The sequence below is a fragment of the cyanobacterium endosymbiont of Epithemia clementina EcSB genome, from assembly GCF_029919255.1.
In the GTDB taxonomy this organism is placed as follows: domain Bacteria; phylum Cyanobacteriota; class Cyanobacteriia; order Cyanobacteriales; family Microcystaceae; genus Rippkaea.
Genome location: NZ_CP123991.1, coordinates 2,196,495 through 2,210,662, shown reverse-complemented (window position 1 = coordinate 2,210,662; position 14,168 = coordinate 2,196,495). Strand labels below are relative to the sequence as shown.

General features: G+C 36.2%; 14 protein-coding genes. 8 read left to right on the top strand and 6 right to left on the bottom strand.

Annotated features, from left to right (window positions below; all coding sequences use genetic code 11):
* Positions 1 to 29 precede the first annotated feature (29 nt).
* The 5 genes from P3F56_RS07335 to dapF form a co-directional block, all read right to left on the bottom strand.
* Positions 30 to 1,442, bottom strand: coding sequence for an MlaD family protein (locus tag P3F56_RS07335; RefSeq protein ID WP_281152242.1), 1,413 nt, complete (start codon positions 1,440 to 1,442; stop codon positions 30 to 32).
* 80 nt (positions 1,443 to 1,522) lie between these two features.
* Complete coding sequence (locus P3F56_RS07330) at positions 1,523 to 2,308, bottom strand: ABC transporter ATP-binding protein (protein WP_281152241.1); 786 nt, start codon at positions 2,306 to 2,308, stop codon at positions 1,523 to 1,525.
* 1,809 nt (positions 2,309 to 4,117) lie between these two features.
* The gene (locus tag P3F56_RS07325) at positions 4,118 to 4,972 is read right to left on the bottom strand and encodes a M56 family metallopeptidase (protein WP_281152240.1); all 855 of its coding nucleotides are present in this window, start codon (positions 4,970 to 4,972) and stop codon (positions 4,118 to 4,120) included.
* A gap of 3 nt (positions 4,973 to 4,975) precedes the next feature.
* Positions 4,976 to 5,395 (bottom strand): BlaI/MecI/CopY family transcriptional regulator, encoded by a 420-nt coding sequence (locus P3F56_RS07320; RefSeq protein WP_281152239.1) that lies wholly within the window; start codon positions 5,393 to 5,395, stop codon positions 4,976 to 4,978.
* A gap of 73 nt (positions 5,396 to 5,468) precedes the next feature.
* Positions 5,469 to 6,308, bottom strand: coding sequence for a diaminopimelate epimerase (gene dapF, locus P3F56_RS07315; RefSeq protein ID WP_281152238.1), 840 nt, complete (start codon positions 6,306 to 6,308; stop codon positions 5,469 to 5,471).
* Positions 6,309 to 6,740: 432 nt separating this feature from the next.
* Between dapF and P3F56_RS07310 the strand changes: the two genes are divergently transcribed.
* From P3F56_RS07310 to P3F56_RS07300, 3 genes are all read left to right on the top strand, one after another.
* Positions 6,741 to 7,415: a response regulator transcription factor gene (locus tag P3F56_RS07310; protein ID WP_281152237.1), complete on the top strand. Its 675-nt coding sequence runs from the start codon at positions 6,741 to 6,743 to the stop codon at positions 7,413 to 7,415.
* Between the two features lie 56 nt (positions 7,416 to 7,471).
* Positions 7,472 to 7,681, top strand: a complete 210-nt coding sequence (locus tag P3F56_RS07305; RefSeq protein ID WP_281152236.1) for a glycogen debranching protein — start codon at positions 7,472 to 7,474, stop codon at positions 7,679 to 7,681.
* A gap of 111 nt (positions 7,682 to 7,792) precedes the next feature.
* Positions 7,793 to 8,266 carry a DUF4079 domain-containing protein gene (locus P3F56_RS07300; protein ID WP_281152235.1) on the top strand — a complete coding sequence of 158 codons (474 nt, stop codon included), beginning with the start codon at positions 7,793 to 7,795 and terminating at the stop codon, positions 8,264 to 8,266.
* Between the two features lie 92 nt (positions 8,267 to 8,358).
* Here the strand turns inward: P3F56_RS07300 and P3F56_RS07295 are convergent, their stop codons facing one another.
* Complete coding sequence (locus tag P3F56_RS07295; protein ID WP_281152234.1) at positions 8,359 to 9,492, bottom strand: glycosyltransferase; 1,134 nt, start codon at positions 9,490 to 9,492, stop codon at positions 8,359 to 8,361.
* An 892-nt stretch (positions 9,493 to 10,384) separates the two neighbouring features.
* On the opposite strand from P3F56_RS07295, the gene pyrF reads away from it, so the two are divergent.
* From pyrF to P3F56_RS07270, 5 genes are all read left to right on the top strand, one after another.
* Positions 10,385 to 11,086 (top strand): orotidine-5'-phosphate decarboxylase, encoded by a 702-nt coding sequence (gene pyrF, locus P3F56_RS07290; protein ID WP_281152233.1) that lies wholly within the window; start codon positions 10,385 to 10,387, stop codon positions 11,084 to 11,086.
* Positions 11,083 to 11,631: a hypothetical protein gene (locus tag P3F56_RS07285; protein ID WP_281152232.1), complete on the top strand. Its 549-nt coding sequence runs from the start codon at positions 11,083 to 11,085 to the stop codon at positions 11,629 to 11,631. The genes pyrF and P3F56_RS07285 overlap by 4 nt, the downstream gene beginning before the upstream one ends.
* A 527-nt stretch (positions 11,632 to 12,158) precedes the next feature.
* Entirely contained in the window at positions 12,159 to 12,326 is a 168-nt protein-coding gene (locus P3F56_RS07280; protein WP_281152231.1) for a hypothetical protein, read from the top strand.
* Between the two features lie 434 nt (positions 12,327 to 12,760).
* A complete protein-coding gene (locus P3F56_RS07275; RefSeq protein WP_281152230.1) occupies positions 12,761 to 12,883 on the top strand; it encodes a hypothetical protein in 123 nt (40 codons plus the stop codon).
* A gap of 173 nt (positions 12,884 to 13,056) precedes the next feature.
* Complete coding sequence (locus P3F56_RS07270) at positions 13,057 to 14,148, top strand: AI-2E family transporter (RefSeq protein WP_281152229.1); 1,092 nt, start codon at positions 13,057 to 13,059, stop codon at positions 14,146 to 14,148.
* The last annotated feature ends 20 nt before the right edge of the window (positions 14,149 to 14,168 follow it).

Sequence of the window (14,168 nt, the reverse complement as noted above, 5' to 3'; positions counted from 1 at the left end):
ATCCTCAAATTTAAGTTAATATTTAAATTTTATTCTTCTTGGATTTCTTTTGAATTCTTCGCGGGAGAAACTATCTCAAGGGAATTATTTAATTGTTTAACTGATGTTGTAGCGGGAGACACAAGAAAAACTCTAGAAATAGGTTTTCCAGGGAAAAAACTTTTTTCTTGATTAGGTATTTTTGAATTAGATAAACGCCTTTGTACATCCATGTTATATTCTAACTGTGCTGTTACTGATTCCATCAGTTGAGCGGTATATAGTTGTTGTTCAAATTGATTAGTAAAAGAAACCAAGTTACTTAATCCATTCATTAACTTACGCACATTATTTCTAAAAGTAGGATCTCCGGTCAGTTCTTCTACATCTGAGGTAATTTTTTGGGCATTTTCAAAAGTAACTCGTGCTGAATCCAAGGTTTTTTGAACAGTTAAAATGACTTGAGGATCACTAATAGATTTTGAAACATCTCGCAAATTTTCTGACATTTCAGCCGAATTAGCCATTAAAAATTCTAAATCTCTGGCAATTTGTTGGGCGTCTATTGAATTGAGTCCTTGATTCACTTTATTAACAGTTTTTCCTAGATCAATGGCAACGGTTCGCACTTGCTCACTAGTTTTTTCCAAACTATTTAACGTGTTAATAACAGTTTCCCTACTTTCTGCCACTAACCCATCTAGATTAGCTACTAAGTTTGCCGTATTATTAATCACTCGATTGAGATCATTACGGTTTTCAGCGACTACTGTATTAACATTACGCATTACTTGAGAGGCATCCTGAGCCGCCTGATTAATACTTCCAATCGCCTCAGAAGTGCCTCCAACTTCTTGACGGGCAGTTTTAGAAAAAAGACTTATTTCATCGGTTAATTTAGCAACTTTGCTCCCAGCAACGGAAACACTAGCAAAAGCATCACTGAGATTTTTGACAAATGCAGGATCACTATAAGCATTACTAAGTTTAGTTAACGATTCTACTAATTGAGAACCGGTTTCTCCTGTAATCTCATCACTGTCACAAATAATCAGACTTTTGTCGGGACACTCAGCACTGGTGGGGTCAATAGCTAAGGCTTGCTCAGACAAGTTTATCGATGGGGTAATATCGACTGAAGCTTCCCCAATAAGTCCATAGCGGTTAATCTGTATTTTAGAGTTCTTGGGAATCCGTAAGTCAGTAGAAGAAAGTTCAAGCAATACCTTGACCCCATTGCTTCTAGGTTGAAGTCCAGCAATTTTTCCTACTGCCACCCCTCGATAACGCACAGGAGCCCCAATTTGTAGACTACTTACATCTTTAAAATTCGCCTGAATTTGATAGCTTTTTTGACCCAAGACTCCCCCGCGTAACCAGATCACCAGTCCTCCAAACAGAATTAGTCCCAAGAGGGCAAATAAACCCACCGAGCCTTCTTGAATGGTTCGCATTCGTAGCATGGTTTCTCCTCACTTTATCTAAAAATATGAAGGACAATTACTTAGATATGTTTCATTGAATAAATTTCCTCCTATATAGCTTAATCGATGACTCGAATTGGGCCTTGAACACTAGCACTGAAAAATTGTCGCATCAGAGGGTTATCATTACTATCGATCTCGTTAACTGCGCCTTCCCATCGGATTTTACCGCCATAGAGAAAAATTACGCGATCAGCAGTCCGACGAATAGTACTATCTTGGTGGCTGACCATAACATACGTATCACATCCCCCAGGGATCTTTTGAAGACGGCGTACTAAATCTTCAATAACAGTGGAGGAAATCGGGTCTAATCCTGCTGTTGGTTCATCATAGAGAACAATTTCAGGGTTATCAGCTGGATTATCAGGATCAGCAATCAAAGCCCTAGCAAAACTGACTCGCTTACGCATTCCTCCAGAAAGTTGAGAAGGATAGCGAGCAGCCATTCCCTGTAACCCCACCATCGCTAATTTTTCTTCAACTAATTGACGAATTTTTTGACGAGGGAGTTTAGAATGTTCGTAAAGGAAAAATCCTACATTTTCATCAACATTGAGGGAGTCAAAAAGGGCTGCTTGCTGGAAGACGAGAGCAATTCGCATGGGTTTATTCCCATCATCGATCAGTCCTTTGCGTAGTTTTCCTTTGATATAAATTTCTCCGGCATCTACCGGGAGCAATCCAGCTATAAGCCTTAAAATTGTTGATTTACCAGTTCCTGAGGGTCCAATAATCACAAGTGCCTCCCCTCGATAAATCGTCAAGTCAATTTGATCTAGAATGACTTGATCACCAAAGGTTTTACTGACTCCTTTAAGTTCAATTAATGGTTCTGTTGCCATTGATTAGATACGATCCTAGAGTTGAATGACTCACTGACCTGTCGTAGAAAAGACTAGGAGTTGACCCTATTATGACTCACCTCATGATTGACTGCTAGGAGCTGTCGTCAATATACAATTAGGTAGGTTTAATTAGGATGTGCTGAGTTGATTGTGAATTAATAAGGTTAAACTAGGTGGGTTATCTCTGTTGGTTAAATTATTATTGCGTCAACCTTAACAACAGAAGATCTATGCCCTTACGCTGAGGAACTTTCTATACTTAAATCTCAATATGAAGAATATTCCCTTCATTTTTTGATAGAAGAAAAAGCTATGGAAACTTAATTTAGAACATAAACTTAAAGCACATGTAAAACAAACTTATAAATTTATTGAGGGAGGTTCAGTCAGCACGATAGATATTCCAGAACTTAATTTTGATATAAAGACAATCAACATTAAGCAAACACAATTATTATGTCCCTTTAGACTAACGCAACAGTAAATTTTTAGTTTAAGATCTTCTTTTTTAATTCTTTTTGTATAAGTTGATTATTTTAAATTAGTCTAGAATAGAAACCCTTTTTAAAAAAGCTATCACTATATACTGGCTTGCCTATAAATTAGGCTAACAGAATTAGTAGACAATAACTATTAAAGTCAACTCGTGATCCTAAGATTTACTCCAGGACAAGAACAAGAACAAAAATATTATGTTTAAATCCAACAGAATAGAAAGTTCTAAAAGTTATATATTTGGTGAAACTATCAGATAGTACAATTAGAAAAAAATTTTTTATATATATTATTTAAGCAAAAGAAAAATTGTTTTCTTTTTTGAAAGATGGATAAACAAGAATTTAAAGGAAAAATATTAAATATCCTTAAAAGTTTTCAGAGAGCGATAAAAGGACTTATAACATTAAACAACTATCTAAGTTTTAAAAAAAGAGTTTGAAACAAAAAGAAAACAAGTAAGGGTGAGAATTAATCCATATACTAAAAAAACAAAATAAATTCAACTCTAATTTCTTAAATAAAAATAAAAAATAATTTATAATTGTTACGTCTATTTAGCGCTGCCTACTATAGCTAGAAAAATATTAAATAGCATTTATTCAGATAAATTAAAGTTTTTCTAGTTTTAAACTTCTACAATAGATGCTTTCTACAATAGATGTTAAAAAAAAATCTAGCGTTATTGTTGATACTTACTTATTATTTTGTTATCTAAAATTAGATAACAAAATAATAAGTAAGTATCATAGTTTTATTTTAAACAAAGAATACTAATTTTATTCAGGTTTTAAACACTTTTAAAAATCTGAAAAGATTTAATACGAATAACAGTAATATAAGATGGTGTTCTATTCTAAAATAGAATTGCTTTAATTGCTTAAATATTATTAACTTTCTTGAAAGTTATGGAACTTTCACATAATCCTTTTAGGAAATAGTTAATAAAGAAAACACTTACGTTTTTTCTTTATTTAAAGGATAAAATCTTAATAAAGAAAAAACAAATAAATATAGAGATATGCTTCCAAAGACTGTAAATTTTTATAAAAAATACAAAATATATTAGATAATAAAAAGAGTGAAATATATCGAAAGAATTATAGATTCTATACTATCTTGAAATACTAGAAAATTACTATTCGTCAACTTTGTAAAAATTAGATTCTCAATTGATTAGAGATATAGCGAGAAAGCCTGTATAGTATAGATAATACTGGAGTATTTTATTCGTGTTGATAACAAAAGGCTAACAAAAAAATTAATATCTTGACTTCATTTAAAAGTAAAATATTTCTAATATTTACTAATCTAGCCATGAAAAGGAATCAAACTTAACGGAGTTAAAGTTAATAAAATATAACTCAACTTCCAAGAAGTAATAACTGGATTTGTTGACTCACTTAATAAGGCATCAATTCGTTCATTTAAACGACCAGAAATAACTTTGTCATGGAAGGCTACTTCCATAACTCCTGTTGTTATATTTTCTGAAATTACATGTATTTTTTGAGCAACAATTACCAATGATTCAGCAATTAATAAGGGATCAACCTGTTGAGAAGCTCGTTTATCAGCCCGAATTTCTCGTAACAATAACAAATCTTGCCACAGCTCATCGGTCTTGGGCAACCAAGGACTAATATAACCTAGCCAACCTAATATAAAAAACCAAAAAGTATCTCGGTACTGAGTATGAGCCTCTTCATGGGCAACAACTGCACTTAAATGGTCCTTATCTAGGGTATCTAAAAGCCCTTTACTAATGACCAATTTAGAATTCCAAAAACCAACCTGTGCGCTGTAGGGTAAAGAAGTGTCAAGAAGTCTTACAGTTTTTCCTTCGATAATTTTTTGAGGATAATTATTGGTTGTTTGGATAGATTGCCACCCTTGAAAAGCTAATTTAACGATAGAAGTGGTAGTAAAGATAAGAAAGCCTATTGCGAATAAGTAACCATACCAACTAGACTGCCATCCTAACATTTTTCCGTGACATCCCATCACCATGACTGCGATCGCAGTCATTAATAATAGCAAAGGAGAAAATACAAAACAAAACAGTGATCGCTGCCAGCGAGTTGTCCAAGGGATATGAGATAAGGGAGTATAAAGACGAATACTCCAAGCCAAAATTAAGGCTACTACTATCATTAATAAGTGCATAAATTAAGTCTCCTCCCGTTGACGACGAATAGTTTGTAAACGAGACGCGATCGCATCTAACTGTTCTAGACTAGCTGTATCTAAACTATCCGCAAAAGCTGCCACGATATCAGGATTGCTAATGGCTAAAAATTGCTGCAATTGCTCATAAGCCTGTATGGCCCGCGCTTGTTCGCGAGATACAAGGGGATGCCAAGAAAAAGCTCGCCCTTTTTTAGAGTATTTTAGCCATCCTTTTTGGGTGAGACGATGTAAAACGGTCGTGACAGAAGCATAAGCCAACTCTCGTTCAGGATCAGATAAAATGCGATCATGAATCTGCTTTACCGTTGCCGTTTCTAAGTCCCAAATAATCTCTAAAATTTCGGCTTCGAGATGACCGAGGGAAAGTTTTTGGGGTCGATAGTCAGGTAAGGGAGACATAAGTCTATTTCTTTCTTCTAAACTGTCTTTTATCTTAACATTTCTGAACTTATTACATCTTTAAAAATTACTTTTAATAGCTTCCCGTGAACACCAGTTGAGCCGGGCCAGTCATATAGAGTCGATTATCGGCTTCAGACCATTCAATCATAAGACATCCTCCTGGTAGTTCTACGGTACAGTTGCGATCACAGTTTTCGGTCAACACTCCAGCCACCACGGATGCACAGGCTCCTGTTCCGCAGGCTAAGGTAGCCCCTGCACCTCTTTCCCAAACCAGCATTTTCAGATAATCAGGACGAACTACCTCAATAAATTCGGTATTAATGCGCTCAGGAAACATCTGATGGTATTCAAATTCAAGTCCCAAGATAGCTAAATCAATTGCCGATAGGTCTTCAACAAACGTAATACAGTGGGGGTTGCCCATACTCACACAGGTGACTGACCAGAGTTTTCCGGCTACAGCTAAGGGTTGATTAATCACTGTTTCGTTAGGATTGCCTAAAGTGGTGGGAATTTCATGGGCCAATAGATAAGGGTTTCCCATCTCTACTCTCACTTGTCCTTCAGCTTCTAAACGAGGGTAAATCACTCCAGTTGGGGTATGAATAGAATAAGTTTTCCCTAAGGTTTCTCCCCCTTCTAGCTGAGCAATGAAATGGGCCAGACAGCGAATCCCATTGCCACACATTTGGGGTTCAGAACCATCAGGATTAAAAATCCGCATAGTGTAGTCGGTCTTGCCTGTTCCGGGTAGAGCCAAAATCACCCCATCTGCTCCGATTCCAAAATGGCGATCACACATTTTAATGGCCTGCTCTGGAGACACTAACGGTGAATTACTCAAACGATTATCAATCAAAATGAAATCGTTGCCCAATCCATGATACTTAGTAAATTCAATAGCCATGTTTAATTCCCCATTAATATCAATAATTATCAATCAATTAGGGAACAATCGACAATGGTTTCCTGATTTACAACTGAAAAGATTAACTAATTGCTCTTTTACAAAAAAAATGCCCGAATTGATGTAGGGTTACCTAGTGTCGGTCTAGTAATGAAATCTTGGTCGGTACTGGTCTTATGAGTTGGATAAAATCTCCAGTTTCTCCAACTCATAACGCGAAATAAAGCATTTTAAATTTTGCTACAAACCCTTGTTTCGATATAAACTCAAAGTCTAAAGTTATCTAATGTCTCTTTGATTCAATCAAAGATCACTGAGCGATTTCCCTCAAGGCTTTTCTGTAGATTTTTCGCCACCAATGGTAAAATGGACCTATAAATTAACCACTTCTAGATTGTTAGCAAGAGTTAAAGATTAGACTGCTTTGTATTTATGCCATTATTAATCTTAATAGCTGATGATGATCCAGGGGTTCGATTAGCTGTCAAAGATTATTTAGAACTTTACAGTTATTCTGTCATAACTGCCCGAAATGGACAAGAAGCCTTGTCTCTTTTAGGAGCCTATCGTCCTCATCTGTTCATATCTGATATTAAAATGCCACAAAAGGATGGCTATACTTTGGTTCGCTATCTACGGCAGTTACCAGAATTCCGTCTTTTACCAGTGATTTTTCTTACAGAACGAGATAGTACAGGAGAACGAATTCAAGGGTATGAGGTGGGGTGTGATGTTTATCTGCCCAAACCCTTTGAAATGGAAGAACTCAGGGCGGTAGTCCGCAATCTTTTAGAACGAACCCAAATAATCCAATCTGAATGGGATTTTTCAAAACGAAAGTTTTCTGGAAACCAAAAAAATGATTATTATCAAGAAACAGCGGCTAACAATCAGGATATTCCCAATTATATCCACTTTACTCCACGGGAAGTTCAAGTTCTTAACTTACTGACAACTGGGTTATCTAATGGAGACATTGGGCAGAAACTACATTTAAGTCCCCGAACAGTAGAAAAACATGTTAGCAGCTTACTTCGAAAAACCGAAACCAATAACCGCGCTGAATTGGTGCGATTTGCCCTCGATCATCACTTAATTGATTCTTGAAGGGTAATAAACTAATTGATGATAGATATCAATAAACATTGGGATATTTTTTAAATATGACAATTTGGGTTAATGAACAAATCGATCCCTGTGGGATTGTTTATTCTTGTATTGCGTGTTGTGATGAAGCAACAGCAGAAGAATGCCACCAAACTTGGCTTAAGGACTTAAGTGAGCAACACAAACAAGAAGGTTGGGTTGCCACCCTCAGAATTGTAGACTCTTGGGATGAAGTCCCGGTTAATGCTCTCAAACTAAGTGTTTAATTTCAATTGTTTTCATTGCCGTTAGTTGTGCTCACTTTCCGTGCAGATTGTGATAGGTTAGGTAGTGAGTTAAGTTACGTCAAGTATTCGTTTTAGGCAGAGGAACCATCCATGACAGCAGATATTCCAGAACTTATTAAAGTCTGGTCGCAGTTTGGCCATCCCATTCTTATGTGGATACTATTCGGGTTGACCATTTATACTTCATATTTGGGCATTCAATGGCGACAAACTCGGACAGCCGATAAAGAAGTTAAAAAAGAATTACTACTAAAAGACTTTAAGACTCGACACTACCAACTGAGCTCATTACTATTGGCCTTAATGGTAATGGGTAATATGGGTGGAATGGCCATTACTTATATTAATAATGGGAAATTGTTTGTCGGTCCCCATTTATTAGTCGGGTTGAGTTTGACCGTAATGATCGCTGTTTCCGCTTCCCTTTCCCCTCTAATGCAAAAAGGTCATGAATTAGCCCGTTATACCCATATCACCCTTAATATTTTTATTGTTAGTCTGTTTGGTTGGCAAGCAATAAGTGGCATGGATATTCTTACAAAAATTATTGATAGAATGTCTTAATTAGTTTTTGTAACTTTAATCTTTGTTTGTTTTGAATAACCTTTGTAGAGACGTTTGCTCAAACGTCTCTACAAAGGTTATTCAGAGCTAATCTAAGCTGCAGTTAATAAAGACTCTTTATGAAGAATCTTTTGATAATAGTTGCGTAACTGGCAAGTAGCCGCTCCCCAACCCCAACGTTCTGCCTCAAGACGAGCATTTCCTCGTAGTTTTTCTCGTTCTTCTTTGGCCGCTAACAAGCGTTGAGTTGCGACAATAGCCCCATCAGCATCAGCAGGCTCAAATAAATATCCATTAACCCCATCGGTAACAATATCGGGTATTCCCCCAGAATTAGCCGCTACGACGGGACATCCTGCGGCCATTGCTTCTAATAAGACTAACCCTAGGGTTTCCGTCTTTGAAGGGAAAATAAATGCATCTGATGAAGCAAACGCAGCAGCTAATTCTAATCCCTGGAGATAACCTACAAAATTTGTCTGAGTCCCTGCAAAATGAGTTTTCAACGTCTCTCGATGAGGTCCATCCCCAACAACAGCTAAACGAGCGTCAGGAATAGCTTCCAGAACAGGTTTAATATTCTCAATTTGCTTTTCTGGGGAAACTCGTCCAACATACAACAATAAAGGATATTCAGGATGTCCTTCTGATAACCGTGATCGCATTTGTTGAGAACCTAAATGGGGTTGAAACATTTCTGTATCTACCCCCCGTTGCCACAAGTCAACTCGCTCAATACCATGGCTGACTAATTCATTCACCATGGCGGTTGAGGTACAGAGGTTTAATTGTGCCTGATTATGTCCTAATTTTAATAATTCCCAGAGTAACCCTTCTAATGATCCTAATCCGTAATGTTGTAGATATTGAGGTAAATGGGTATGATAGGAAGCAACAAGTGGAATATTCATTGTTTTAGCATAATAAATTCCCCCTAATCCTAAAACAGCAGGATTTACCACATGGACTAAATCGGGTTTAAATCGTTCGATTGCCTTGCCGACAGTGGGGGTAGGAATGGCTAATTTTAATTCTGGGTACAGAGGAAGAGACACTCCTTTGACTCCATGGACTTTGGCTCCTTTGTATTCAGTGACACCTCCATCAGGACAGAAAACTAATACTTGATCGCCGTTACGCTGCAAATGTTCAACGGTATGACGCAGACGGGTTACAATTCCGTCAATTTTAGGCAAAAAGGTCTCTGTGAATAAGGCAACTCGCATAAGATTCACTATTCGGGGACAAGTAGTAATATAGGCGATCGCGGTACATCCAAGTAAGTGAGCTTAAATAAGTGTAAAATACACAAGAGAGATCAAGCGATCATTTAGATGCCAGCGTGCCTAAAAATTCAGCTAATACAATTAGAATGGCAAACACTATCAAAATTTACTGGCGATCCAAAAATTTTCTCCATGACAAAAGCAAAAATGTTGTGTTTAAATCCAAGAGAAGAGAGAGTTAAAGAAATTGCAAATTAGGTAGAACTACCATGAAATGAAGTTGGAAGAACGATTTCCAAATAAATTATTCAAAAAAAAATTGCTGTATTCTCCAAGAAGTAAAAAAATAAAGTAATTCCACAGAGTCAAAAAAAAAGAAAAAAACTAAATATAATATTAAGTATACAAACAGAATAAAAACTTTTATTATGCCCTATAAATAGGGAGCTATCACTATCAAAAGAAACTTTTATCAAAAATTTTAAAAAAGAGGTTAATTAAGCTAAAAATTATGGAAGAAATAGATATAATTTATTATTAATAATAACTCAGTGCATACAGGTAGTTTAGTAAAATTAAAATTTTAAGAATAAGAATAAAAAATGTTGTATCTATGTTTTTTAAAAACTCATATCCCAGAAAAAAAATATTCTAGAAAAAGAATGGTATTAAACAAAGTATTGTGCAAAATAGTTGCCATAAAAATATAGATTAAATTAATAACAATTAGAATCTAAGTGCTTAAAATATAGAATTATTAAATGATTAGCTTTTTTACGTTTATTTAGAAACTATTATCTAGGTTGGATTAGAAGGAGAGGAAGAGAATAATAAACGACAATTCACAACTTTTAAGATTAGTATATTAATTACATTGATGTCATCTAACATAATGTCACCGGCTAATCAGATTATTGTTCCCCTAGATGTTCCCAATTTAACTGAGGCGATCACGCTTTTAGATAAATTGCCTCAAGTCAGTTTTTGGAAGGTAGGACTGGAATTGTTTGTAGCTACTGGACCAAATATTCTGACTATTCTCAAAGAACGAGAAAAACGCATTTTTCTAGACCTCAAATTCCACGATATTCCTAATACTATAGCGGGGGCTTGTCGTAGTGCCAGTGAATATGGGGTAGATTTCCTTACCCTTCATGCCACAGCCGGACGAACAGCCCTACAAGCGGCTACAAAGGCTATTAGTAATACTGAACCTCGTCCCCAATTATTAGCCATAACTTTGCTGACCAGTTTAAATTCACGAGAGTTAGATTTAGATCTTAAAATTTCCCTGGATTTACCAGAATATGTCCTCCAGATGGCTATTTTTGCCCAAAAATTTGGTGCTAATGGAGCGGTTTGTTCTCCTAGGGAAGTGAGTCAACTACGGCAGATATGTGGGGAAGATTTCTTGCTTATTTGTCCAGGGATAAGACCAAGTTGGTTTGATAATGGAGATCAGCGACGGGTAATGACTCCTTCGGAAGCAATGAAAGCGGGGGCAGATTATTTAGTTATTGGCCGTCCTATTACAATGGCAAATGATCCAATAGCAGCATGGGAGAAAATTTGCGAAGAATTAGAAATGGTATGATGAGACGAACATTTATAGGACTGTTAATGACAGTAGGTTGCTTAAGCCAACTATCAGAAGTTTATTCTCAGAACACTCCTCAGTTAACCTCTTGCCCATCCGATCTTCAAAGGTTGACTGAGTTGATGTTGAAGGATTTACCCAGTTACGCTAACAGGGTGATTCAACGAGAAAGATTACGTGATCGCCCTTTTCCTCCATCCCTATATGTTTTAGTGGCAGGGAGTCCAGAATTTGAGCCGTTACCCCTGACTAATCTGCAATATCAATCTGTTCTTGAAGATACAGCTCAACAAGTCTTTTTTACCACCTTGGAACGTCAGTATGGGGAAGAAAGTCTAGTTAATCTAGAAAATTATTATTGGCTATTTCTGACTCAAACAGAAAAAGGGTGGCGAGCAGTGATATTATTCACCCAATTAGCGTCTCTTAATGATGGAGGTCTTCCCTTACCTCCTAAAGACGCTAGTGATGGGCCAATTGGGCAAGGTATTCGTTTATGGTTACGAGATTGCCGTGCAGGAGCCGTGAAAATTGATGATTAATGAGAATTGACAATTAAAATTAAAAATTAGCTTTTTTATCTTACGAGAAAATCCGTCTGTTAAAAAAGTTGTCTCATTGCCTAAAATAATTAGAAAATTGGTAGTAATCAATATGACTTTAAAGTCTAATACTTAACCAGAAAAGGTTTACCATGTTTTAATTATTTGGAGCTAGCTCCGTGAGATTAGCAACAGCTATTAGTTGACAAAAACTGGGTGTAAACAGTAGTTTAGTCATCGATGAAATTTGTGAATTTTATCAAGTAGAAAACCTCCACTTTTAAAAAATACTGGTATTTCAAAAACCTTTAAGGAGAAATTGTTCGGAAGATTTCTTTAAACTTTGAAACTTGTTTGAATCAGTATGAGAAAGGTTGCCTTTCTATTCCTTGGTATCAGTTGCAAACAACCTTAAAAAAATTCTTACCGCCAGAATTGATTAAGATAAACAATCGTTGTGTGAATCTAGAAAAAGAGTACAATTATATCAAGATTAGTTGTGTATCAGATACAATCAGAGACTAATTATGGAAAATGAGAACAAAAGAGAACTTAAAAAGTTTAATGCTCTAGAAAATAAAAAGTTTCAAGCAAAGTCAATGAGAGTAGCGGATGGAATTAATTCAGAAGTTTTTCAGGTTGTTTACGAGAATAAAAAAATGAGTCAATGGGCAAAACCTCAGTATTACGATTGAACAGAGCCCCGTTGCCGTTCCTTTAATAATATTTTCGAGTCTATTTCAGAGGAAATGAAACCTAAATATCTTCAAGAACAGTCAATAGCAATAGTGACTAGTTATGAAGTTAAAAAGTATATAACATTAAATAATTCACCCGAGATTGTTTCAACTTCTTTCAAGACCAACCATATCTATCAATTATTTTTTTCATAGTTCTTTAACCTTAAACTATTTGCATCATAAACCAGACGATGAGCTGATAAGATTGATGATGCAAAGATTAGAAAAAGCAGCCCTTATATTCAGTTATTCAGCAATTAGTCAGTTTATCTAATTTTGAAAACCTGCTAAAGTGTTCTTATTATGTTCATCTAGCTAATATTGCAAATTATAATCACTCAATTTGGAGCAGGAAAAGAATTGTTTTAGTAAGAAATACAGCCCATGGAATGTTTCCTCATTATGGACTAAGAAGCACACAATGGTTAGAAGACACGGCTGTTATTACTCCTTTAATTGCTAATGTAGTTCATGCAAAGGGGCTAGGTGATGAAATATTCACCTCTAGATAATAGACTAAATATTAACAAATTCGCCGTCCGTTCATGGAAAAAACCCAAGAGGCAACGATGGAAAACCATCACTGGTCACAACAACAATAGAATGATCATGGTGGGATGATCTATATTTCTAGCTTAGAATACCTCACTAACTACTTATAAACCGATTTAAGTTGAATAAAACTATGATACATAAACGAATAATTGCTATTTCTCCGTCTAACTTACTATTACTAGTAGGTTCTGGGTTTATGTTGATTCTACTATGGCAACTGCGAAATCTTTTGGTGATTTTGATGATCGCGGTGGTTATTGCTTCTACTCTAGCTCCTCTGGTAAAAAGTGTAGAAAAACGAGGGATTCCCCCCTGGCTAGCTGTGATTTTTGTCTATTTAGGCTTATTAACCTTGATAACTGGAATGAGTTTAATCCTAGGTCCAACAATTATTGCCCAAATTCAACGGTTGTTACAGAAATTACCTGTATATTTAGATATTTTAGAAACGGAATTCCAAAACTGGGTTACTAGACGGGGTTTTACTCAACCTGAAGTCCTCGATTTCATTAATCAACTGTTAGATCTTCAGTCTCTGGTGTCTTGGACATTGAGCTACAGTCAAAAATTCCTCATCGGTGTTGGTGGTGTGACGCGGGGCATTCTGGGGGGAGTTTTCAACGTAATTGTAGCCGTTTTGCTCTCTGGTTATATGTTATCAGGGTCAAAAAAATTAATTGGGGGCATTGTCAATTTATTTCCTCACCCTTGGGATGAACGTTTAGAAGCTCAGGTAATTCCCATTAGTCAACGGATGGGAGGTTATATTCAAGGGAGGCTTTTAGTCTCGTTTATTTTGGGGTTAGTTGTTAGTTTAGGGCTAAGATTCCTGGGTATTTCCGAGTTTGCTCTAGGTTTAGGAACTATTGCTGGAATTACTAATCTAATTCCCTTTTTTGGTCCAGTTTTAGGCTCAATTCCTGCCTTGATTGTAGCAATTGCCCAAGGGGGGTGGGTGTTTCTTTGGGTTCTGTTGCTATTTTTATTTATTCAGAATGTGGAAACCTATGTGCTTGATCCTCTGTTAGTAGGATCTTCGGTCAATGTTTCTCCTCTATACCAATTATTGGCGGTGTTGAGTGGGGTTCAAATTTTGGGAATTTTGGGGGCATTAATTGTTCCTCCTTGGGTAGCTGGTGCAGGAGTTTTACTGCAAAACCTTTATTTAATTCCTAAATTACAAGCTCAAGGACGAGCCATTCCCCTCTCAGAACCTAAATAAATCCTTATAATTTCTGCTTC